The following is a 22560-nucleotide window of genomic DNA, read 5'->3' as shown; positions in this document are numbered from 1 at the left end:
GTTATTTAGCCTCCTTTGCCTGCTTATTTGCTTCCATTGCCTCAACCAGACCCTCTACACGAGTCTCGTACTGAGCAGCATTGAAGTTACGCGGGTCAGCCTGATCGCCGTCGAAACCAGCACACGGGATACCCAGGTCAGCAGTAAAGCGACGCTGCATCTCAGCCATGTAACCACTCCACGGTTTACAGCTTCTGTTGTAGTGAACCAGAACGCCATCTACCTTGTTGTCACGGCAGATGCCTTCACGCCAGTCAACACCCTGCTCGATGCAGACAGAGTTCGGAGCTTTGTAGTAAGCACGAGCCATCTCATCGATGTTGTTGTAAACGAAACCGAATGCCGGAGCATATACAACGGCAGTAACGTTTACACCGTGGGTCTTCAGCGGTTTGAACAGAGCCGGCAGTTTCGGCCAGCACGGAATACCCTCGAACATAACACGGTATTTCTCCGGGAACGGAGTTGTGGTCTCACCCTTCTTAACTGTCTCTTCCAGGTCTTTTGCAAGTAATTCAAAAGCATCACCAGCAGCTACAGTAGCACGTGCAGTTACAACGTCTGCCATGTGGTTGAACAGGTCAAATCCACTGTATGGAGCCGGTTTGTACTGCAGGAAATCACAGACTTTCAGCCAAGCCTTAGCGGTACGGTTAGCGTTTGCACAAGCCTGCTCGAACTTCTTCTCGTCGAACTTCTTGCCTGTCAGCTCTTCCAGCTGTTTGATCGCTTTGTCGAACTGAGCGCGAACGTATTTAACATTCTCATCATGAACTTCTACTGTATTGTTGTACGGGATATCGATCATGATCAGCGGAATGTTACACATACGAGCGATGTTCTCATACCATTTTGTCATACAGTTACAGATGTTGTTGCAGCAAAGAACGAAATCCGGCTGCGGAATACGCATCTGACGAATCGGAGAAATAGCCTCAAGACGTTTCTCTTTTTCCGGACCATCCGGGAGTTTTTCAATCTCAAGCAGGTTGTCCAGCTGCAGATACGGAGTCTGAGTCTTCGGATCCTTCTTCGGTTTTCCGTCTTCACCCATCACTACGTTGCCGTCAGCATCTTTTAATGGTTTACCTGTGCTCGGATCGATGATGTATTCACCAGTCTCCGGATCATACTTACGGGATACACGTACACCAGCTGCATATGCAAGGCTGATACGAGCGTAACCGCAGATATCGTTGTCATATCCAAGATCCTCAGCTGCCTGGCACATCAGCTCACCGTAACGGTTAGCTGCGATACCAGCTGCCTGGTTCTCCGGATACATAACGTGTAAATCAAATGCTGCTGCAAGCTCACACGGGAATTTGGAAGAAGACCATCCAACTAACTCGCCTCTTGCTTTGGCCTCACGCGCCTCTTTGTGTACGTCATCTACGACTTTACGAAGCGCAAGAACACCAGGACTAACTTGTTTTGCCATAATAATTATCCTCCATTCTTAAAAATTAACTTAGTTACTTCTGACGGCTGGCTACCTGATATGCCATCAGGGCTGCGCCAAGCGCGCCGTTATACTGTGTCAGCGGGGATGTACAAATCTTTACGCCAAGCTCAGCCTCAAGCGCATCTACTACGCCCTGGTTCTGAGCCACACCGCCTGTCATAACGACATCCGGCACTACACCGATTCGGTGGGCAAGACCCGTGACACGATGAGCCACTGAACGATGAATACCGGCAATAATATCACATTTATCCGTTCCCATCGACAACTGGCTTATAACCTCACTCTCTGCAAAAACCGTACAGGTGGAACTGATTCCTACCTGCTTCTTGGACATAGCGCCAAGACGGCCTAGATCACTTACCTCAACTTCGAGAACGCGAGCCATAACATCCAGGAATCTTCCGGTTCCGGCTGCACACTTATCGTTCATCTGGAAGTTTGTCATGACACCGTCCTCAACGCGAAGAACCTTCACGTCCTGACCGCCGATGTCAATTACGGTATGAACCTTCGGGAAAAGGAAATAAGCGCCCTTTGCATGACATGACAGCTCACTCATCTGCTTATCGGCAATTCCGTCCATCAGAGATGTACGTCCATAACCGGTAGCCAGTGTGAATGCCATATCTTCTTTCTTGAGGCCTGCATCTTCCAGAACTGCCTCGATGGCACGGCTTGGACCGCTGGTACCTGCTCCAACGTCAATCAGAGACTTACCTACGATCTCCTTGCCATCCTTCAGGATGATACATTTGGAAGCTGTAGAGCCTACGTCGATACCTAAAGTGAAAATTTCGCTCATGATGTATCTTTTTCCTTTCAATACTGACTTTCTATGCCTGATTTTTGTTTCAACGATGTTTTGGCAGATCCGTGCTATCACATCGTCTCCACCCATCATAATACCACAAAATCAACTAAAAGTCGCTGTAAAATCTTGAAAATGTTATAAAATAATTCTTAACAAAACTATTACTTATTACTTATCTGCCTGAGTATACCAATAAATCGAGCAAAGGTTCCAGTTCCTTTGCCCGATTTATCTGCAAGCATCCGGCAAAACGGTTCATTTACAGTCATACAGACAAGCCGCTTCGCCAGAGCCTCACACTATTCACACTATCAATTTGTTACTTATCACTATTTACACTATCACTGTCAGCCGCGTACTTACGCGCCTTCTCTTTTTAAAATGTTATCTTAGCGGCACCTATCACAATGCCGTTTTAATTTGATAATTATTTACCGTAGTTGATGAACTCACGAGTAGATCTCGGAGCCAGCATCTGATGCATCGGGCAGATAGCCTGAGCATTCTGATAATAAGCCTCGGTAAATGCCTGGATGTACGGACGAAGATCGGTCAGATCTACGATCTCATCAACCATACCCTGTTTTGTACAATATTTCGGACGAGATTTGTCTGTGTACATCTGGATCATAGCGTTCATCTTGTCGATGATCGGCTGAAGCGGCTCGCCAGCTTTTTTAGCTTTAACAAGCTTTCTGGAGTACATAGCGTTTGCAGCGGTCTCACCCGGCATTACGTAGTACTCGCAAGCACCTGTACCGATAGAGAATACGTTGGTGTTGTTGCCCTGCGGACCACCCAGAACGTAGTGAGCAGCAGCACTTGCCTTACGAAGAGTAACCTCCAGAGACGGAAGCTTAGCATTCTCGATAGAGTAGATCAGGGACTGACCTAAACCAAGCAGCTCTGCCTTCTCAGCGTCATCGCCTACATCGATACCTGTGGTATCCTGCAGCCAGATAACCGGTGTCTTATCACGAGCACACAGAGTAACGAACTCGTTCATCTTAATCAGACCCTGACGGTACAGCTTACCACCGATACCTACAGAACCCTGTTTGTACTCCGGATAGTTCATGAGTAAGCCCTGTACGTTAGCGATAACACCAACCAGAAGGCCGTTAACTTTTGCAAGACCAGCAACGATCTCCGGACCGTAGCCTTTCTTGTACTCGAAGAACTCACTGTTATCGAACAGACGGCCGATTACATCGTAGATGTCGTACGGACGTTTCTGGTTCATCGGGATGATGCTGTACAGATCCTCAGCCGGAAGCTGCGGAGCCTTCGGGCTGTCAACACGGAAGAACTCCAGGTTGAAGCACGGAAGGTAGTTGATGTACTTCTTGATTCCCTCGATAACGCCTAAATCATCCTCGTAAACTTCACGGAAGAATCCTGTCTCATCATAGTGGATCGGCACGGAACCCGGAGCCGGAACGTGATGTTTGCTGTTCTCGATCTGAGCGTTAACGATCTGCTCTGCTGCTTCCTCATCGATGTAACCCTTCGGGTTCATACCGGAAAGGATACCAGCGCCACCAACTGCCATGTTCGCATCTTTATGAGCGATCAGGATAGTCGGGGAAATGCTGTGGTAACCACCACCTGCCGGGTTGGTTCCGTAGATACCTACGATAACCGGAACACCAAGCTGGTTTAACTCAGCGTTGCGGAAGAACGGTGTACCACCACCACGACGGTTCGGGTATACTTTGTCCTGATTCGGGAACTCAACGCCTGAGCAGTTTAACAGGTATACTAACGGCAGATGCAGCATCTTAGCGGTATCTGCAGCACGGAGCAGGTTATCTGCCTGTCCCGGAACCCAAGCACCAGCCATCTTCTTGTTATCAGAAGCGATGATGTAAACCCATTTGCCATTTACACGGCCAAGACCATTCAGAACGTTAGTTGTCTGGAAACGGTTGTCTTCCGGATTGTAAAGGCTGTTTAACGGGCACCATGTACCTGGATCGATCAGGGCGTTGATACGCTGTGTAGCAGAAAGCTGTCCACGTGCGTTTAACTTCTCTTCGGTTGTGATACCAGCATCAAGAGCCTGCTTAATGGACTCATGGATGTCGTTCTCAACAGCCTTCAGTTCCTGCTCGTTTTCCGGATTCGGATTAACCAGAGCTTTACCAACGGTAGGCATATTCTGGAAATATCCTGGCATTGAATACATATTCATGTCTTCTTTTCTCCTTATAAAATAAAAAATAAAAATGGTTATAAATGAATTGCTTGCGGGACAGTTCGTCTCCTGTCCCGCCTGCAATCAGTAACTAATTAATCGACAGAAATGATATCTGTCTTGATTCCCTATGGAAGGCTAATTACTTAGTCTCCTTCGGAACTTTGATGAATGCCTGACCTGGGTCGATCTCTTCACGAATAACGCGGATGATCTCCGGATCCGGACCTTCCATCAGCTGAGCTCTGGAGGTATCGATCTCGAAACCAGTGTTCTCCTGAACCATTTCCGGAGAGGAGAATGGATAGTAGTAAGCCAGGTACATTCTCTTGGTCTCTTCGTCGAATTTCATGATACCAAGATCGGTAACTACCATCTGCGGTCCACGGTTGCCCGGAAGACCTGCTCTCTCACGTCCGCCAGGGCCGTCCATCCAGCCACAGCTTGTGATGTAGTCAACATGCTCCATGAATCTTCTCTTCTGATGCTGCATCATGATGATGGTGTTGCAGAAGGTAGCGATTCCGTTTGCACCGCCAGAACCGGTGAAACGTGTGGTAGGTTTAACATAATCACCCTTACCAAAGATACAGGTAGAGTTAACGTTTCCGTACGGGTCGATCTGAGCGCCACCGATGAATGCGATCATACGATCAGCATCATGTAACCACTCATTAGCCTCGAAACCTACGAAACGAACGTTTGGCCACTGTACTGCACAGTGAGCCATGAAACGGTTGTCACCTACAGAACGCGGAACCTCGATCGGAGAACAATCCATAAGACCACTCTCTACGATCGGATGGCAGCTCGGGCAAACAACACGTTTTGCCAGGGATGCACCGATTAACGGAAGACCGGTACCAACGATAACGATCTGATTTTCTTTAATATTTTTTGCGATGGCGTAAGCCTGCATTTCCTGCTTTGTATACTTTGTATAATCAGCCATTTTAGATTTTCCCTCCCTCAATTAATGTCTGGTAGAATAGCCAAGATGCGGCTCATTCTTAAGGTTCATGAGGCGAGCGCCGCCCAGTACGTTGAGCAGATCATCCTGATCCTTGCATCCATATACATACTTCTGAAGGTAATCCTTGAAGGTCTCCGGAATCTTGGTGCCGTCAGCAGCATCTTTTGCAGCCTGTGCAGCAACTTCTGCAGCTTTTGCAAGCTTCTCATCTTCCGGCTTAGCAGCAGCAGCCTTAGCAGCTTTGTCTGCAGCCTTCTGAAGCTGTGCCTTAGCATCCTCAGCGTCAAGGTACTTGGAAGCCTTGTCGTACTCTTTCAAGCCCTTATCATCATCATCATAATAGCCGTAGCACTGTGCCGGCCAAGCACCGTACGGTGCACGAACAACGGCGTCTACACACTCACCAAAGATTCTTGTCTTGGTTGGGTCACGACGGATATACTCATCACTTACGATCTCCTCGCAGGTAACGATACAACGTTTTGCAGCTACAGCGATATCTACGTCATGGAACTCATCACCATCGATGATACAGGTTCCATCCGGAGATGCCTGCTGAACATGGATGATAGCGCAGTCAAGCTTCGGAACCGGAACAGCCAGCAGCTTCTCGCCTGGCTCAAGCGGGTTCTCGATCTCTACGCATTTCAGGTTGTCAACACCTTCCATGGTTCTTCTCTTCTCTTCGCTGATACCCCAGAACTTAACAAGTCCGGAGCCCTGCATCATACGTACCGGCAGGTACGGAAGACCCAGAGATGCAGCATGAAGCTGAAGCATCAGAACGTCCTGAGAATAATCCTCATATGTAAGCTCACCCTTCTCGATAGCTGCGCGGAAACGACGAGCTACGTTGGTGTAACCAGAGTTTGCAGTATAGCAGTTGATGTAGGCTCTCACACGGCCCTCACCGATTAACGCATCCCAGTCACCACCTGCCGGGCCAGACCAGCCTACAAAACCAGTTTTACCCTGACGAAGGATCTCGTAAACTGCTGCATACGGTTTACGGTTTGTTGTAAATCCGCCGAGACAAAGTACATCGTTGTCACATACATACTTTTCTACGGCATCGTGTAAAGACATTACTTTATTAGCCACAATAAAGCCTCCTTTAAAAAAATTTTCTATAACTACCTATATAAATAAGTAAAAACGGGATCCGGTACTTCCGGCGCTGCGGTCTTTCGCAGGCCAGATGCAGCCAGATCCCGGCTGCAACAGCCAAAAATCAATATTCGATTAACCGAAAATCAGCATGAAGAAACCTGCTGCTACGGCAGAACCGATAACACCTGCTACGTTTGGTCCCATAGCGTGCATCAGAAGGAAGTTGGTCGGATTCTCTTTTGCACCAACTGTCTGAGAAACGCGGGCAGCCATCGGTACAGCAGATACACCAGCGGAGCCGATTAACGGGTTGATCTTGCCGCCGGTTACAGCGCACAGCACCTTACCAAGGAGAACACCTCCGATGGTAGCGAATGCGAATGCAAGAAGACCCATGCAAACGATAGCGATGGTCTGAACACGCAGGAAGATCTCGCCGTTTGCGGTCGCACCTACGGTAGTACCAAGCATGATAGTTACGATGTTGCACAGTGCGTTCTGAGCTGTATCAGAAAGACGCTCTGTAACACCAGATTCACGAAGCAGGTTACCAAGCATCAGCATACCAAGCAGCGGAGCTACGGACGGAAGAAGCAGGGAGCAGAACAGTACTACGAATACCGGGAATACGATCTTCTCAACCTTGCTTACCTTACGGAGCTGCTTCATAACGATGGAACGCTCTTTCTTAGTGGTAAGAAGCTTCATGATCGGCGGCTGAATCAGCGGAATCAGCGCCATGTAGGAGTAAGCGGCAACGGCGATCGGAGCAACCAGATCCGGTGCCAGGTTGTTAGCTACATAGATAGCGGTCGGACCGTCTGCACCACCGATGATACCGATAGCAGCTGCCTCACCTACTGTAAACAGACCAGTTGCGTTAGCCAGCATGAATGCAATGTAGATACCGAACTGAGCAGCTGCACCAAGCAGAAGGCTCACCGGGTTTGCAATCAGCGGACCAAAGTCTGTCATGGCACCTACTGCCATGAAGATCAGACACGGGAACAAACTGGACTTAACACCGCCGTAGATGATACGCAGAACACCTGCGGTATACCACGGCTCGCTTTCCTTCATCAGGTCAGCCAACGGCAGGTTTGCCAGGAACATACCAAATGCAATCGGAAGCAGAAGAAGCGGCTCGAACTGCTTTTTAATTGCCAGGTATAATAATACAAAAGCAATGAGAATCATTACACAGCTTCTCCAGGTCAATGCTGCGAAACCCGACTGTGCAAGAAGCTCTTTTAATATTTCAAAAAAGTTCATTACCTAACCTCCTAGTTCAGAGCAACCAGAGCAGCTCCTGTATCAACAGAATCGCCAGCCTTAACAAGGATCTTGCTGACTGTACCGTCTGCCGGAGCAACGATCTCAGTCTCCATTTTCATGGCTTCCATAATAACTACTACTTCGCCAAATTTAACTGCCTGTCCTTCAGATACCTTGATGTTCAGGATTTTACCTGGCATTGGAGCTTCTACGGTAGTTGCGCCCGCCGGAGCTGCTGCCTTCGGAGCCGGAGCCGCTGCCGGTGCCGGAGCTGGAGCTGGTGCTGCTGCAACTGGAGCCGGAGCCGGTGCTGCCGGTCTCTGTACCGGTGCGGATGCCGGAAGAACCGGAGCTGCCGGAGCTGCTACACCATTACGATCCAGAGATTTGTAAGCTTCTAATTTTTCTACTTCAACTTCGTATTTCTTTCCATTGATCGTAGCAACATATTTCATAATTCTTTACGTCCTTTCGAATGTTTATCATTACTGTTCACACATGTGTGCCCAGTAATGGGATTTTGCCGATGCTTTGTATTCCAAATCGGCAAAATCTGTTGCCTGAACTGTATCATACAGAATTTTCAGTTCCGAAAATTCCTTTTTGTAAACAGTTGCTATTTATCATAGTATCGTCTATTAGTTCAGGGTAACCAGTGCTGCACCTGTGTCAACGGCGTCGCCTGCTTTGACAAGAATCTGTGCTACTGTACCGTCTGCCGGAGCAACGATTTCAGTTTCCATCTTCATAGCTTCCATCACGATGACGGTCTCACCAAACTTAACTGCCTGTCCTGCAGATACTTTGATGTTCAGGATTTTACCTGGCATCGGAGCCTCTACGGTAGTTGCACCTGCTGCCGGTGCTGCCGCCGGAGCTGCTGCTGGTGCAGGAGCCGGTGCTGCTGGTGCAGGCGCCGGTGCTGGAGCTGCCGGTGCTGCCGGTGCTGCTGCTGGAGCCGGTGCTGCTGCCGGAGCCTCGCCGTAACGCGGCATTGGCTCGTATGCATCGATTCTTTCAAGTTCTACTTCGTACTGTTTTCCATTGAGGGTAGCCGTATACTTCATAACTGCTCTAACCTTCCTTTCGATTTCCTTTCATTCCTGTTTCTCATTACTTAACTTCTGTCACGCTCAAGATCTTAAACTTGTCTGTCGGCAATCCGAGGTCATCCCCGATCGTTGCCATCAGCACGGCAAGTAATTCCTTATCAGCTTCATCCGACACAGCCGGTGCTGCTTTCTGTGCTGCGGCCGGGGCCTTAGCACCATCAGAAACAACGGAGCGGAGAATCTTGGAAATTACCATAATTGCCAGAGCCAGACAGATCAGAGCCAGGAAAACTACCGAAAGACCCAGCAGAGAAACGATAACTGACTGCCCGAAAGGCATAGTTGGTTCAGTCCACATTGTGCATTGCACCTCCTTATTTATTTTAGGTTCTGCTTTCTTTGTGAAAAATTATACTTATAAAATTCCACCAGTAAGATTCCGTATTGTGGAATGCATTCCATTTTTGAAAGCAATTTATAAGGGGCTTTTCCCCTTAACTGTAACAAGTGAAGCCACAGATTGACATGATCAGCTCACTTTACTTAAATTATAACAGTAACCCCCCTGATTGTCAACCAAGCCTTTCATAAATTATGCACAAAAAGCAGGGTGTTTTATTAGCAAAAACAACCTGCTTTTTATAGGTTATTACTACATTTTTCTACATTTTTCTTAATAACCCCCGGAAGAATCGCCAAGACCTCTCAAGCATTTTGCTCATATTCTAAAATGTATTCTGAAAGTCCCGTTCTCTCCTTTTTTCATCAGAACAAAGCCGCTTTTTTCTGTATTTTTTTATACATTTTCAAGAGTTGTTCTCGATTTATTTCGGAAGCTTGAAAGAGCTCTTCAGCGAAACAATCCGGTTGAAAACCGGTTTGCCCGGCTCGCTGTCGCGGCAGTCCACGCAGAAGTATCCATTGCGGACGAACTGAAAGCTCTCAAATGCTTTTGCCTCTTTCAGACCCGGCTCTAAGTAACACTCTTTCAGAACGCGCAGGGAATTCGGATTTAAGTTCAGCGTTCCATCTGCATTGAGTTTGCCCTTTTCCTCGTCTACCAGGTTCTCATAGAGACGTACTTCTGCTTTCAGTGCAGTCTGTGCTGCTACCCAGTGAATCGTACCTTTTACCTTTCTTGCATTGAAGCCGGAACCACTCTTCGTCTCTGGATCGTAGGTACAGTGAACAACCGTTACATTACCGTCTGCATCTTTCTCGAATCCGGTGCAGGTAACAAAGTACGCGTTCATCAGGCGGACCTCATTGCCCGGGAAGAGACGGAAGTATTTCTTCGGTGGTTCTTCCATAAAGTCCTCGCGTTCGATGTAAAGTTCTCTGCCAAATGGAATCTTTCTGGAACCAAGTCCCTCGTTCTCCATATTGTTTGGTGCATCCAGCTCCTCGATCTGTCCTTCCGGATAGTTGTCGATAACAAGCTTGACCGGGTCAAGAATTGCCATCACACGGGACTTCTTTAATTTCAGATCCTCGCGCAGGCAGTACTCTAACATTGCACTGTCGATGGAATTGTCTGCTTTGGAGACACCTGCCAGCTCTACAAAGCGGCGGATGGATTCCGGCGTGTAACCTCTGCGGCGCAGCGCTGCGATGGTTACCAGACGCGGGTCATCCCAGCCATCTACAATCTTATCCTCTACCAGTTTCTTGATATAACGTTTTCCGGTAATGACGTTGGTCAGATACATCTTCGCAAACTCAATCTGGCGCGGCGGGTTCTCAAACTCGCACTCTCTTACGACCCAGTCATAGAGCGGTCTGTGATCCTCAAATTCCAGCGTACAAATCGAATGCGTGATGTGCTCAATCGCATCCTCAATCGGATGAGCGAAATCGTACATCGGGTAAATGCACCATTTGTCCCCGGTGTTGTGATGATGCATATGGGCTACACGATAAATAACCGGATCACGCATATTGATGTTCGGGGATGCCATATCAATTTTCGCACGCAGTACCTTTTCGCCATCCGCATATTTGCCTTCTTTCATCTCCTCAAAGAGCTGTAAGTTCTCCTCGATGCTGCGGTTGCGGTACGGGCTTTCCTTACCAGGATTGTTAAAATCACCGCGGTACTCGCGGATCTGATCAGCTGTCAGATCGCAGACGAATGCTTTTCCCTTTTTAATAAGAAGAACTGCACACTCATACATCTGCTGGAAATAGTTGGATGCAAAAAACAGGCGGTCCTCAAAATCAGCGCCCAGCCATTTTACATCCTCGATGATCGACTCAACAAACTCCGTCTTCTCCTTCGTCGGGTTGGTGTCATCAAAACGGAGATTGAATTTTCCGTTGTATTCTTTTGCCAGTCCAGAGTTCAGAATAATCGATTTAGCGTGTCCAATATGAAGATATCCGTTCGGTTCCGGAGGAAATCTCGTCTGGACATGATCGTAAACGCCCTCTGCCAGATCTTTGTCAATCTCGCGCTCGATAAAGTTCTTGGAGACAGCCTCTTCCTTCTCCTCTCCCTCTGCCAATGGTTTTTTATTTTCTTCCATATACATTCCCTCCGTTGTTTCTTTTCGTAAATTGATACTGTTGTTTGAGTCAAATCAAACAGTTTTATTTTTTATCATATCACATTTTGGAGTTTTCGAAAAGGGGATATTTGCCCACAAAAAAGGAAGCGCCGCGGGAGGACACTTCCTTTTCTGATTTTCAATTTTTAAGCATCTTTATTATGGCAATTTAAGATGTCCTGCGTTCGCAGGTAATTGTACTTCTTCTTATTATATATGTGTTTTTATGCGATTTTACTTATGCGTTTGCAAGAGCCTCGCCCAGTGCCTCGCACTCAGCACCTGCTGCCTCGTCCGGCGTTGCGTTGCAGATTACCGGCTCGCAAGCCATGGTTACGCCCAGAGTCATGCAGTCGCTCTCCCAGGTACGCATCCACTCGCCGTCGCCCCATCCGTAAGAACCGAATAATGCAATCTTTTTGCCAGAGAGAACCGGGCTAACTTCGTCGAACATCGGCTGGAACTCAGACTCCTCTAACTGTTCAGCGCCCATGGACGGGCAGCCAAATGCGATTCTGTCATACTCGCCAGCTTTGTCAGCGCCAAACTCTGCGGAAGTAAATAAATCAGCCTCGCCGCCCGCTTTCTTAACGCCCTCTGCTACGTAATTTGCCATAGCCTCTGTGTTTCCCGTTCCGCTCCAGTATACAATTGCTACCTTGCTCATTTTTATTTCCTCCTTGTGAATAATTTACTTACTTAGATTTATTATGCGGCTTTTACAAGCTGAATAATCGGTGTCCCCTGACGGTATTTCTCCCGGCACACTTCCGTGCATTCCCGGTATGAATCAAACCGCCGTTTTGCTTCCTGCGGGTCGCCATACGTCTTCCAGTAACCGCTGCAGGTATAATTTTTTCCCTGATTTTCAATGAATCCAACAACATCCTCAAGCGGATACCCCAGGAAAATGCCAATCTCATGTGGAAAATCATGTTCCAGACAAAGCCGGTTGGAAAGCTGCCTCAAAAAGCCATCGACCGTCTTCTTCATCTGGTAACCAGACTTTTTTAAAAAGTGCTGTACAGATATTTTACCCAGAATAAAGCGAAGCCATTCCTCGCGGTACACCAGAATCAGAAACGCGCCCGTCCGGCTGCACTCTTTAAGCGCCCGCACCTGAAGCCCCGACGGTTCCAGTTCCCGGTTCCAGAAATCAAGCGCTTCCAGGAGTTTATCACGGTTCTGCGGCTGATAGCGGAACAAGTTCGACGGTTTGATGCCACGAAGAGTCGGCGCACACACCTCTACGAATACTTCTTCAAACAATCGTTCCATCTTCCTGCCTCCTGACTGCTTCTCTTAGTTAGCCATATCTACCTTTAGTTAGATATGGCTAACTATCTTTTAAAAAATAAAAGGCTTTTTCTGCCTTCTATTTTCCTTTTCACGGGTTAGTCTTATCTAACTTCAATGAGACTATATCATGAATCACTTACCACGTCAAGCAAATTTTGTTCATTTTTGCTTACTGAGTTTTTTTATCAGTAACATCATTTTCTATCTTTTGGGACGATAAATAATCTCATTCACCGTATACACCGTCACAAATGCCTTCGGATCTGTTTTTAATATATACGGCATGAGCTGTGCATATTCGTTTTTATCTACGATCGTGATAATTTCCGTCTTCGGCTCATTGTCAAACGCGCCGAATCCCTGATAGATCGTCGCGCCGCTGTGAAGCGTATGCAGGATAAACTGGCGTATCTCTTCTTCTTTTTCCGAGATAATGCAAACTCTCTTTTTCAGATTCAGACCGAAAATAAAATGATCCAGCACAATTCCGTTTAAGTATGTACCCAGAATGCCCAGCACCACCAGTTTTTTATCGCTGAAAAACACGGATGAGAGCGCCACACACATGCCTGGAAGCGCCATCGCTTTTCCCAGCTCCATATGGAAATATTTGTTTAAGAGCTTTGCCACGATGTCCAGACCGCCCGACGAGGCATTCATCCAGAACAAAAGAGCCAGACCAACGCTGACAACAAAGATATAGCAGACCGTATCCATCATCGCATCCTGGTTGAGCGACACAAAATCCGGGAAAACCTGCTCAAACACCCACAGAAAAACCGGCAGAATCAGTGACGTATACACCGTCTTGACGCCGAACTCGCGTCCGATAAAAAGAAAGCCCACCACCAAAAGCGCCGCATTTAAAATAAAGGTCAGCACTGAAATCGGCAGCGGTATCACATTTCCCAAAAGCATCGCCAGACCGGAAATACTTCCCACCGATACACCGCTCGGAATCAGAAAGAAATAGACGGCTGCCGCCACGACAAAGGTCGCCGCTGTGATCATTGTGTACTCCCCGATTACGCGCATGGACTTTTTTGCCATAACTTAAAACCTCCTCATATTACAATTTCGCGCGAGCGCGCATCATTGGCACGTTAGCGCCTTTTTGTGTGATAGAGACTTCCAAGGAATTTCCCATTACACAAAAAGACACATCGCGTCTGCAATGTGTCTTCGTAATGAGGCATCGGGGATTCGAACCCCGGACAACTTGATTAAAAGTCAAGTGCTCTACCGACTGAGCTAATACCCCATATTTAACTGGGCTAGTTGGATTCGGACCAACGAATGCAGGAGTCAAAGTCCTGTGCCTTACCGCTTGGCGATAGCCCATCAGCAAAAGATCCTTTTAAAAGGAAGGTGGATATAGGGATTCGAACCCTAGGCCTCCAGAGCCACAATCTGGCGCGCTAACCAACTGCGCTATATCCACCATAGGAATCTGTCGAAACAGATTCGACGAGCCTGAAGGGATTCGAACCCCCGACCCACGGCTTAGAAGGCCGTTGCTCTATCCAGCTGAGCTACAGACTCATATTCATTTTGCGATTCTGACCGTTTTATCCGGCACTGTAACCATTCCCGCACCTGACCTCTCAGCCAACTGCTTATCTGTCTCATCGACAGCAAAGATAGTATATAACATTTGAAAAAGAATGTCAACAGGAAATTTCATATTTTTTAAAATAATTTCAAAAATTCATTTCTTTTGACTTTCCCCCTATTTTTCCACCTCTTCCTGCTCGTATGACAGGAAGTCCGCCAGAAATCCCTTTTCCCGCAGCGCTGCCTCGATCTCGTCAAGAATCTCCTCCTGATCGGCAGCCACGTGATGGAAATGATAGCCCGATGTCACGTTTAAAAGCGGCGTGGATCGCCCAGTCCGGATATTTTCCACAAATGCCTCAACATCGCGGCGGCTGCGGATATTTAACGGCGCCGATACCTTTCCATAGATGCGGTGGTTGACCATGACATCCAGCACCTCGCCGCCCAGATCAACAATCGTATTCAGCTCTTCGCGCGTCTGCTCGGTCGTATGGCACATTTTAAAGAGGCGTTCCGTCTGGTGCGGCACCTCCAGCACATAACCGCGGGCAGTCGCAAGGACAGGGTGTCCCTCGGTACGCAAAAGCGCGATATCCTGCACCACCACCTGACGGCTCACGCCGACTGCCCGCCCCAGCGCCCCGCCGGAAAGCGGTGTGGATGACTGTCCCAGCATTTCCAGTATTTTCTTTCTCCGCTGTACTCCTGTCATCGTTGTTTCCATCCTGTTTTCCCTGTCCTTTCTTAGTTTTTAAATTTTTATAATGCCCGCAGATGTTTGAGGCTCAGATCCAGAATTGGTGCCGAGTGCGTCAGCGCGCCGCTGGACACATAATCTACGCCTAATTTCGTGATCGTTGCGATATTTTCCTTCGTCATATTTCCGGAACACTCCGTCTCGGCGCGTCCGTCGATGATGCGGATCGCCTCCGCCATCTCGTCCGGGGTCATATTGTCCAGCATGATAATATCAGCGCCCGCTTCCACTGCCTCGCGCACCATATCGAGATTTTCCGTCTCCACCTCGATCTTGCGGACAAATGGGGCATATTCCTTCGCCGCCTCAACCGCCGCCTTAACTCCGCCGGCTGCGTCGATATGGTTATCCTTGAGCATCACACCGTCCGATAAGTTGTAACGGTGGTTGCTGCCGCCGCCAACCTTGACTGCATATTTTTCAAATATACGCATACACGGGGTCGTCTTGCGCGTATCTAAAAGCGTCGTCTTCGTTCCTTCTAAAAGCTTCGCCACCTGGTTCGTATAGGTCGCAATGCCGCTCATCCGCTGTAAATAGTTGAGCGCCGTCCGCTCGCCAGAAAGAAGCACCCGGATGTCGCCGGTAATCACACCTAAAAACTGCCCTTTTGTGACGGTATCCCCGTCTTTTACCTCAAATTTTGTCTCGGTCGTCTCGTCAAGAAGTTTAAACACGCGCTCAAACACCTGTAAACCGGCGATAATACCGTCCGCCTTGGCTAAGAGCTGTACTTCGCCCCTGCGGTATTCCGGCATGACCGCGTTCGTCGAAACGTCCTCACTGTTAATATCTTCCTTTAATGCCATGCGGATATACTCATCCGCAACAAGCTGCATCGTAATTGGATTCATACTCTTCGTCCTCCCGTCCGGCAATCTTGCCTGCCGCTCTCTCTGCAAATACAAGGCTTTCCAGCAGACTGTTGCTGGCAAGCCGGTTTTTTCCGTGTACGCCGTTGCAGCTCGTCTCACCGACCGCATACAGGTGATTCATCGTCGTCTCGGAGAAATGATCGACATAGATACCGCCCATGAAATAATGCTGCGCCGGTACGACCGGAGCCGGTTCCTTCGTGATATCGTAGCCCTCTTTTAAGCACTCCTCATAAATGTGCGGAAAATGCCCCCGGATCGTCTCCTCCGGAACTGCCTCAAACGACAGCCATACATGATCGCTGCCTTCTTTTTCCATCTCCTTCTCGATCGCCTGCGTCACCACATCACGCGGCAGAAGCTCATCGACAAAGCGCTCGCCCTTTCCATTTAACAGAACCGCGCCCTCGCCCCGGGTCGATTCCGAAATCAGAAAGCTACGTCCCGGCTTCTTGCTGTACAGGCTGGTCGGATGAATCTGGACATAATCGAGATGTTCCAGACGCACGCCGTGTTTCTTTGCTACATCCAGCCCATCACCTGTCAGGCTCGGGAAGTTCGTCGAATGCTTGTAAAGCCCGCCGATACCTCCAGTCGCCAGAACCGTGTCTTTCGCATGAATCTTTAAAATATCGCCGTCTGCATTCTTTGCCAGAATACCGGTGCAGATGCCCTTTTCTACCAAAATATCCGTCATAACAGTATATTCCCGGATTTCTACATTCGGAAGTTCTTTTACACGCGTCTGCAGGGTCGTCGTGATCTCTTTTCCCGTGATGTCCTCATGGAAACAGATACGCGGCTGCGAATGCGCGCCCTCCTTTGTATATTTTAAACTGCCATCTGGATTTTTGTCAAACCCTACGCCTAATTTCAGCAGATTATTTATCACATCCCGGCTGGAGCGGATCATGATATCCACACTCTCCTTGCGGTTCTCGTAGTGTCCCGCGCGCATCGTGTCCTCAAAATACGCATCATAATCCGTCTCATCCCGCAGCACGCAGATACCTCCCTGCGCCAGCATGGAATCACAGCTCTCTATATCTTCCTTGCAAATCATTAAGATCCGGTCTTCCGACGGCAGATTTAAAGCGGTGTACAGACCGCCTACGCCACACCCGACGATGACCACATCATAATTTTCCTCCCGGACCATTTTGTTGCCTTCCTTTCTATACCATACGTTTGCACTTATCTTTTTATCCTGCAGATAGTTCAGCCTTCAAATCGCAAAATACTATCTGCCACTCTATGCTCCTATCGCAAACAGAGTTCTCTTTCAATCCAAAACTTCATTTGTGCATCCGCACCAGTATAGCACATATTATTTCATGTGACAAGACATATGTAATGATATTTTGGGCAATTCTGCAAAAACTAATTCTGCAAAAAACCATGTTTCATTGACAGTCCACCATAAATCCATTAAAATACCTACTATAATAAGGTTTTTGCCGAATTAAATTTAAACATATGAAGAGAAGGTATTTTCATGAAAATCAATCACGTACACGCAGTCTATTTCAGCCCGACCGGCAACGCGAAAAAGGTTGTTACCACGCTGGCGCAGGCCATCGCGGATACACTCGGCGTCCCGATGGATTCCTATGATTTCACGCTGCCGGAAAGCCGCGAAAAAGTTCATACATATGGGGCAGACGATCTGCTCGTCATCGGCACCCCGGTCTACGCGGGACGCATCCCGAACAAGATGCTCCCATTTGTACAGACCCATTTTGAGGGAAATGGCGCGCTCGCCGTTCCGGTGGCTGTCTTCGGAAACCGCAACTTCGACAATGGGCTCATCGAGCTTCGCAATGAATTAGAGGCGCACGGTTTCCACACCATTGCGGGTGCCGGTATCCCGACCGAGCACGTATTCAGCGACAAGCTGGCAACCGGACGTCCAGATGCAGATGATCTCGCACAGATCCATGCATTCGGCATCAAAGCAGCTGAAAAGATCACTTCCCTGACCGAAATCCCAGCTCCGATTGCCGTGCGCGGCGATGATCCGGTCGGACCATATTACACCCCGCTCGGCACCGACGGAAAACCAGCTGTCTTCCTGAAAGCCAAACCAGTCACCGATCCGGAAAAATGTACTGGCTGCGGCATCTGTGCAACGGTCTGTCCGATGGGCTCTATCCCGGCAGATGCACCGGACACCTGCACCGGTATCTGCATTAAATGTCAGGCGTGCATCAAGATCTGCCCGGCTGGCGCCAAATACTTCGACAACGAGGCTTTTCTGTCCCACGTTGCGATGCTGGAGCAGAACTATACACGCAGAAGTGAGGCGGAGTATTTTATCTAAGGATATCCACATTCCAGCATAGTTTTAGGGCGGCGCCATTTTACTGGTGCCGCCCTATCAACCTACTTTTATGACCGTGCAGTCTTTATTTTTCTATGTCCCGTTCTATTCCTCTGTCTTTTTTCTTCCTGTCATTAATACATAGGCTGCTGCCATCATTCCGACTGTAAGTGCAGTCATCGGCACATTCATCTGATCCTCTCCAGTCTTCGGAAGTCCCTCTTCCGGTACGACCGGCTGAGGTTCTGGTTCAACCGGTGTAACCGGTTCGGTCGGTTCTGCTGCCGGACCAGACGCGGTTGTGGTCGAAGACTTTTTACTGCCAGAACCACTTCCACCGCCGTGACCACCATGACCTCCACCGCCATTATGATCCGGGGTCGGATCTGGTGTTGGAGTTGGATTATCGCCTCCGCTCATGGCATTGACAAATTTTACAACTGCTGTTTCTCCACCAGCGATTGTTCCTACATCTCCTGTTTTCGTCACGGTATAGCCTTCATTTCCGCTCTCTTCCACCGTGTAAGCAGTTCCCTCCGGAAGACCGGCTGCTGACTTGCTCTCGCCGTGCTTTAATGTAAATGTTGCTACATTATCGACAAATTCCATATCGCCATAATTTCCGTTCAATGCAGTGCCGCCCTGCAAGGTTACTTTAAACGTGAACGCTTTTTCCTTGTCTCCGCTTCCGGTGACCTCTTTGGAAACCGTCAGGCTGCCGTACCGGATTGGTGCATTGGTCAGTGTAATGTGATAGGTTTTGTTTTCCTTGTCATATTCTGTACTGGAACTTCCCTTCCATCCTTCCAGCGTTTCTTCTTCCACAATATAGTGACAATCTTCCACCTCTCCATTCGAAACGCATTTTGACGGAAGATCCTCAAACGACGCCGACCAGTTATTCTCCGCATTTAGTTCTGCGTGACTGTCGAGCTTCACTTTTTCACCGCTCGTATCGCCTACGCGGTAGAGATCCACGTACACGTGGTCTGGATGAGTTTCTTCGGTCCATTTTTTGGTTACTTCTACCGCCACATCTGCATATTCCATACCAATCACAACTGGACTGTTCGTTGCAATACCGCCGCCACGCTTGGAAACATTGTTACTGATAACAAGCTGTGCCTCCGATGACGCCAATTTCTGGTGCTCCTCACTCAACTCTCCATGTAAACCAAATGACTTATTTGTATTGGTATAAATAGCCGGATCCGCTTCTGGATTTCCAGCCTGATAGCGATTTTCCGCCTCATCAGAATACCATCTGATCACACCGCCGCCCAGAGAACGACCGGAAACAGAAATGTGGGTAGTTGCGCTCGGCGGGTTGCTCTGAATCGAGAACTTATCCGGTGTATCGGTTCCTTCATAGCGGATCTCATCTCCTGATGCTTCATAAGAATAGGAAATGCCGCCTGTCTTCCCAGTTGCCTTATTTCCATAAAAAGCGCCGCCCAAAGTTGAATAAACCTCTGTCTCAGAGGTCGGGCACGCCCAGATTCCTGCACCACGCGATGCCCGATTTCCTGTTATCAGAACATTCGTAAGATGAAGCGTTGGATTCTCGTGATTCGTGTAATCAATTCCGCCGCCAAAGCCAGACGATCTATTTTCACTGATCAAACCACTGATTAAATTCACCTGGCTGTTCTTATCCATATTCAGCTTCATACCGCCGCCACGCTGACCCGCTTCATTCTTAGCAATGGTATTTCCTTCCAATGTCAGAACACAATCAGCCGCTCCAAGTACCCACAGCCCGGCGCCATTTCCCATGCTGCTATTTTCTGTAATGACATTGTTCTTCAATGTAACTGTTTTCGATATACGGCTGTAAATCGCACCGCCATCGCCGCCTCTGGCTGCCATCTCTGTAATCCGATGGTTATAAGCATGTGAATTTCGAATCCGGTTGCCTGTCAATTCTGCCGTCTGCACCGCATCCAGATGGATTGCTCCACCATAATCCTTAGATATATTAGAGAAGAAATAATTTTCATTCAGTGTCACCGTTCCGCGATCTGCAAAAAGCGCACCGCCGCCAAACCAATACTGTCCAGTCGTTCCTGTCATATCAATCGCGCTGTTATAAAACAAATTACACTTCTCCATTTTAACCGCTGCCTGAGAAGTATAGACAGCACCTCCGCTCTGGGCGAAATTTCCCTGTCCACTATATTCTTTGTAATTATTATCTTCTCTTGTAAAATAACCGAAATTACATTTCTCTGCTTCCAGCGTACCTCCATTCATCAAAACAGCGCCGCCGTTTCCAGATAACGCCTGAAAACCTGCCAGAATCGTATTCCTCAGAATGACTGCTCCGCCGTTTGCCTCGATCGCACGGTTATCTGCACCCTTGCCGCTTCCGCCAAGCAGACCATTCAAAACCGTAAAGGTTCCCGATTCCGCAACCGCAAATGCACTGATTGTCTGTTTTGCTTTTGCTTCCGGAACTATTTTTACTTTTACTACTTTTCCATTCAAATCAAGTGTAAGAGCTTTATCAACTGAAACAGCATTTGACAGTCCACAGTTTTTCAGCACCTTCACCGTATCCCCATCGTCTGCTGCCGCGAACGCAGCTTCCAGCGTATCATACGCTGTCCCATTTACCTCTGCCACACCGGCAGCTGCCTCGTTTAAAGCCAGCAGAATAGAAAATTCGTTGACGCCAAAGGTCAGTTTTGCTGTTTTTTCACTGTCCTCTGTGCTATCCTGGATTTCAACCTCAGAAAGTTCTGTGATGACATCCTCATGGATATGCAGGATTTTTGTCTCTTCCAGATTTTCTCCTGTCTCACTTTCAACTGCATTCTTTTTAAACTGAATGCTGACCTTGACTTCTTCGGATGGCTCGACTTCCTCTCCTGCCTCGTTTACAAATTTCACATCAAAGGCTGTAAAGGAATCCGCGCGATATCCTTCTTCATGGATCTGATCGCTCAATGTCTGATGTTCTTCGCTTCCGTCCTTGATCTCTTCTGCTTTCAGCTTTACTTTTTCTTCAAACGCACCCGCCGGTACCGTCAGGGTAAGTACAGCGGAATCTGTATTGACCGTGTAGACCGCATCATCCACACTGCCGGAAAGTCCCAGCTCTGCAGCGGTCGTCACGAATGCAGCAGCTGCCGTATTTTTAAGAAGAACACTCTCATATGTCTCGCCCTCTAGCCGCTCTGCTCCGTCTTCTATCTCGACTTCCGTCTCCGCATCCGGCTGGTCGGCTGTATTCGTTTCTTTCTCCGATGTCTCATCTTCCGTCTGTATCTCGCTCGCCGTCGCCGGTGCCGCTGTCAGAAACATCTTAAAATGATCCGATCGCGATACCTGCGCCACGTCCCCTGCTTCGCTGCCTGCAGAATCATTCTTTTCATTTTCTGAGCCCGAATCTGCATCCGGCTGACTGTCCTTTTCTTCTGGGGTACCTGTTTTTCCCGCATCACCCGCACCCGAGCCTGCTTCCTGGCTCTTTTCCGGCTCGTTTGCCGGGTTCTCTGCTTCTGCCTCGTTTTCTGCTTTATTCGCCGGATTTTCCGCCTCTGAACCTTTTTCCGGTTCACTTGCCGGGTTCTCTGACTTGTCCACCTTTTCCGGAGTTTCCACCGGATTCTCTTTTTCTGGTTCCTGCGAATCTGTCTCTTTTACATTTTCTTTCTTCTCAGACTCTCCAGCCGTTTTATTTGATTTTTCTTCCGCACCATTCGAAATGGAAACTCCCGTTTCTTCGCTTGCTTCCATTTCTTCATCCTGGATCTGCTTCTTTAACTCTTTAGATGAGAGAATCGAAACTTTTCCGCTTCGTTTTCCATCTACCTCTATCTGCCCATATTCTTTCTCAGAAGAACGATTTAACAGCAGAAATAAAATTTCTTCCTCGCCCGTGATCGTATAATGATCCAGATCCTCTTTTTCATCCAGTCTCGCATAGACCTTTAAATTTACCTTTCCGTCCGGTGCTTTCACATCCGGATGCAATTCAAAGAGGGAACCATCTTCCTGAAACAGTGTCTCATACGCTTCTGATTCTTCTCCCTCAAAGGTTAGGGCATCTTCCTTGACCGGTTTTCCTTTCACCGCTTTTAATAGTGCCTCACTCAGCTCTTCCTGATCCAGGACAAAATTCTGATTTTCTTCTTCCGCCTCATTCTTTTCCAACAGCGGAGCCGTTGCTGCCAGCGCCGTCGTACTTCCAATACTGGTACTGATCATACTGGTGCACAAACAGACAGACAAAAGACGCTTCATCTGCTTCATTTCTTTATGAAACAAATGATGCCTCTGTTTCCGGCTCCTCCCCTTTGTCTCTAACTTCTTCAT

The 22560-nt window shown here is 48.2% G+C and carries 18 protein-coding genes and 4 tRNA genes; 1 reads left to right on the top strand and 21 read right to left on the bottom strand.

The window, feature by feature from the left end:
• Nucleotide 1: 1 nt before the first annotated feature.
• The 20 genes from hgdA to DWV73_RS08135 all read right to left on the bottom strand — a co-directional run bounded on the left by hgdA (nucleotide 2) and on the right by DWV73_RS08135 (nucleotide 17079).
• On the bottom strand, nucleotides 2-1441 hold the full coding sequence (gene hgdA / locus DWV73_RS08230; protein WP_107000302.1) for a (R)-2-hydroxyglutaryl-CoA dehydratase subunit alpha: 1440 nt from the start codon (nucleotides 1439-1441) through the stop codon (nucleotides 2-4).
• Between the two features lie 34 nt (nucleotides 1442-1475).
• On the bottom strand, nucleotides 1476-2270 hold the full coding sequence (gene hgdC, locus DWV73_RS08225; RefSeq protein ID WP_107000303.1) for a (R)-2-hydroxyglutaryl-CoA dehydratase activase HgdC: 795 nt from the start codon (nucleotides 2268-2270) through the stop codon (nucleotides 1476-1478).
• Between the two features lie 436 nt (nucleotides 2271-2706).
• Entirely contained in the window at nucleotides 2707-4473 is a 1767-nt protein-coding gene (locus tag DWV73_RS08220; RefSeq protein ID WP_107000304.1) for a carboxyl transferase domain-containing protein, read from the bottom strand.
• 145 nt (nucleotides 4474-4618) lie between these two features.
• Complete coding sequence (gene gctB / locus DWV73_RS08215; protein ID WP_107000305.1) at nucleotides 4619-5428, bottom strand: glutaconate CoA-transferase subunit B; 810 nt, start codon at nucleotides 5426-5428, stop codon at nucleotides 4619-4621.
• Nucleotides 5429-5449: 21 nt separating this feature from the next.
• A complete protein-coding gene (locus DWV73_RS08210) occupies nucleotides 5450-6550 on the bottom strand; it encodes a CoA-transferase (protein ID WP_022359951.1) in 1101 nt (366 codons plus the stop codon).
• A 141-nt stretch (nucleotides 6551-6691) separates the two neighbouring features.
• Nucleotides 6692-7831, bottom strand: a complete 1140-nt coding sequence (locus DWV73_RS08205; protein WP_117796388.1) for a sodium ion-translocating decarboxylase subunit beta — start codon at nucleotides 7829-7831, stop codon at nucleotides 6692-6694.
• Between the two features lie 11 nt (nucleotides 7832-7842).
• Nucleotides 7843-8289: a biotin/lipoyl-containing protein gene (locus DWV73_RS08200; protein ID WP_117796387.1), complete on the bottom strand. Its 447-nt coding sequence runs from the start codon at nucleotides 8287-8289 to the stop codon at nucleotides 7843-7845.
• 183 nt (nucleotides 8290-8472) lie between these two features.
• Nucleotides 8473-8901 (bottom strand): acetyl-CoA carboxylase biotin carboxyl carrier protein subunit, encoded by a 429-nt coding sequence (locus DWV73_RS08195; RefSeq protein WP_117796386.1) that lies wholly within the window; start codon nucleotides 8899-8901, stop codon nucleotides 8473-8475.
• 46 nt (nucleotides 8902-8947) lie between these two features.
• Entirely contained in the window at nucleotides 8948-9244 is a 297-nt protein-coding gene (locus tag DWV73_RS08190; RefSeq protein ID WP_022359955.1) for an OadG family protein, read from the bottom strand.
• 466 nt (nucleotides 9245-9710) lie between these two features.
• Complete coding sequence (locus DWV73_RS08185) at nucleotides 9711-11411, bottom strand: glutamine--tRNA ligase/YqeY domain fusion protein (RefSeq protein WP_117796385.1); 1701 nt, start codon at nucleotides 11409-11411, stop codon at nucleotides 9711-9713.
• A gap of 259 nt (nucleotides 11412-11670) precedes the next feature.
• Complete coding sequence (locus DWV73_RS08180; protein ID WP_022359957.1) at nucleotides 11671-12099, bottom strand: flavodoxin; 429 nt, start codon at nucleotides 12097-12099, stop codon at nucleotides 11671-11673.
• A gap of 41 nt (nucleotides 12100-12140) precedes the next feature.
• Complete coding sequence (locus tag DWV73_RS08175) at nucleotides 12141-12710, bottom strand: DUF3793 family protein (RefSeq protein WP_022359958.1); 570 nt, start codon at nucleotides 12708-12710, stop codon at nucleotides 12141-12143.
• Between the two features lie 222 nt (nucleotides 12711-12932).
• Nucleotides 12933-13781 (bottom strand): YitT family protein, encoded by an 849-nt coding sequence (locus tag DWV73_RS08170; RefSeq protein ID WP_117796384.1) that lies wholly within the window; start codon nucleotides 13779-13781, stop codon nucleotides 12933-12935.
• 138 nt (nucleotides 13782-13919) lie between these two features.
• Nucleotides 13920-13992 (bottom strand) — tRNA-Lys (locus DWV73_RS08165).
• Nucleotides 13993-14000: 8 nt separating this feature from the next.
• A tRNA-Gln gene (locus DWV73_RS08160) sits at nucleotides 14001-14072 on the bottom strand.
• 26 nt (nucleotides 14073-14098) lie between these two features.
• Nucleotides 14099-14172: transfer RNA gene (locus tag DWV73_RS08155), tRNA-His, on the bottom strand.
• 27 nt (nucleotides 14173-14199) lie between these two features.
• Nucleotides 14200-14273, bottom strand: a tRNA-Arg gene (locus DWV73_RS08150).
• 187 nt (nucleotides 14274-14460) lie between these two features.
• The gene (locus DWV73_RS08145) at nucleotides 14461-15000 is read right to left on the bottom strand and encodes a transcription repressor NadR (RefSeq protein ID WP_333489813.1); all 540 of its coding nucleotides are present in this window, start codon (nucleotides 14998-15000) and stop codon (nucleotides 14461-14463) included.
• Nucleotides 15001-15047: 47 nt separating this feature from the next.
• Nucleotides 15048-15899, bottom strand: coding sequence for a carboxylating nicotinate-nucleotide diphosphorylase (nadC, locus tag DWV73_RS08140; protein WP_117796383.1), 852 nt, complete (start codon nucleotides 15897-15899; stop codon nucleotides 15048-15050).
• Nucleotides 15865-17079 carry an L-aspartate oxidase gene (locus DWV73_RS08135; protein WP_117796382.1) on the bottom strand — a complete coding sequence of 405 codons (1215 nt, stop codon included), beginning with the start codon at nucleotides 17077-17079 and terminating at the stop codon, nucleotides 15865-15867. The genes nadC and DWV73_RS08135 overlap by 35 nt, the downstream gene beginning before the upstream one ends.
• 336 nt (nucleotides 17080-17415) lie before the next feature.
• Between DWV73_RS08135 and DWV73_RS08130 the strand changes: the two genes are divergently transcribed.
• Nucleotides 17416-18240, top strand: coding sequence for an EFR1 family ferrodoxin (locus DWV73_RS08130; protein WP_117796381.1), 825 nt, complete (start codon nucleotides 17416-17418; stop codon nucleotides 18238-18240).
• Between the two features lie 105 nt (nucleotides 18241-18345).
• On the opposite strand, the gene DWV73_RS08125 is transcribed toward DWV73_RS08130, so the two are convergent.
• A complete protein-coding gene (locus DWV73_RS08125) occupies nucleotides 18346-22560 on the bottom strand; it encodes a Cna B-type domain-containing protein (RefSeq protein WP_181986234.1) in 4215 nt (1404 codons plus the stop codon).

The sequence above is a fragment of the Clostridium sp. AF12-41 genome, assembly GCF_003461685.1.
Lineage (GTDB): Bacteria > Bacillota > Clostridia > Lachnospirales > Lachnospiraceae > Otoolea > Otoolea fessa.
The sequence above is the reverse complement of the archived record's forward strand: the minus strand, read 5'-3'. Positions and strand labels throughout refer to the sequence as shown.

Excerpts from the sequence above, each read along its gene's own strand:
- hgdA (WP_107000302.1), bottom strand. The coding sequence starts at position 1,441 with ATGGCAAAACAAGTTAGTCCTGGTGTTCTTGCGCTTCGTAAAGTCGTA.
- hgdC (WP_107000303.1), bottom strand. The coding sequence starts at position 2,270 with ATGAGCGAAATTTTCACTTTAGGTATCGACGTAGGCTCTACAGCTTCC.
- DWV73_RS08220 (WP_107000304.1), bottom strand. The coding sequence starts at position 4,473 with ATGAATATGTATTCAATGCCAGGATATTTCCAGAATATGCCTACCGTT.
- gctB (WP_107000305.1), bottom strand. The coding sequence starts at position 5,428 with ATGGCTGATTATACAAAGTATACAAAGCAGGAAATGCAGGCTTACGCC.
- DWV73_RS08205 (WP_117796388.1), bottom strand. The coding sequence starts at position 7,831 with ATGAACTTTTTTGAAATATTAAAAGAGCTTCTTGCACAGTCGGGTTTC.
- DWV73_RS08200 (WP_117796387.1), bottom strand. The coding sequence starts at position 8,289 with ATGAAATATGTTGCTACGATCAATGGAAAGAAATACGAAGTTGAAGTA.
- DWV73_RS08195 (WP_117796386.1), bottom strand. The coding sequence starts at position 8,901 with ATGAAGTATACGGCTACCCTCAATGGAAAACAGTACGAAGTAGAACTT.
- DWV73_RS08190 (WP_022359955.1), bottom strand. The coding sequence starts at position 9,244 with ATGTGGACTGAACCAACTATGCCTTTCGGGCAGTCAGTTATCGTTTCT.
- DWV73_RS08185 (WP_117796385.1), bottom strand. The coding sequence starts at position 11,411 with ATGGAAGAAAATAAAAAACCATTGGCAGAGGGAGAGGAGAAGGAAGAG.
- DWV73_RS08180 (WP_022359957.1), bottom strand. The coding sequence starts at position 12,099 with ATGAGCAAGGTAGCAATTGTATACTGGAGCGGAACGGGAAACACAGAG.
- DWV73_RS08175 (WP_022359958.1), bottom strand. The coding sequence starts at position 12,710 with ATGGAACGATTGTTTGAAGAAGTATTCGTAGAGGTGTGTGCGCCGACT.
- DWV73_RS08170 (WP_117796384.1), bottom strand. The coding sequence starts at position 13,781 with ATGGCAAAAAAGTCCATGCGCGTAATCGGGGAGTACACAATGATCACA.
- DWV73_RS08145 (WP_333489813.1), bottom strand. The coding sequence starts at position 15,000 with ATGACAGGAGTACAGCGGAGAAAGAAAATACTGGAAATGCTGGGACAG.
- nadC (WP_117796383.1), bottom strand. The coding sequence starts at position 15,899 with ATGAATCCAATTACGATGCAGCTTGTTGCGGATGAGTATATCCGCATG.
- DWV73_RS08135 (WP_117796382.1), bottom strand. The coding sequence starts at position 17,079 with ATGGTCCGGGAGGAAAATTATGATGTGGTCATCGTCGGGTGTGGCGTA.
- DWV73_RS08130 (WP_117796381.1), top strand. The coding sequence starts at position 17,416 with ATGAAAATCAATCACGTACACGCAGTCTATTTCAGCCCGACCGGCAAC.
- DWV73_RS08125 (WP_181986234.1), bottom strand. The coding sequence starts at position 22,560 with ATGAAGAAGTTAGAGACAAAGGGGAGGAGCCGGAAACAGAGGCATCAT.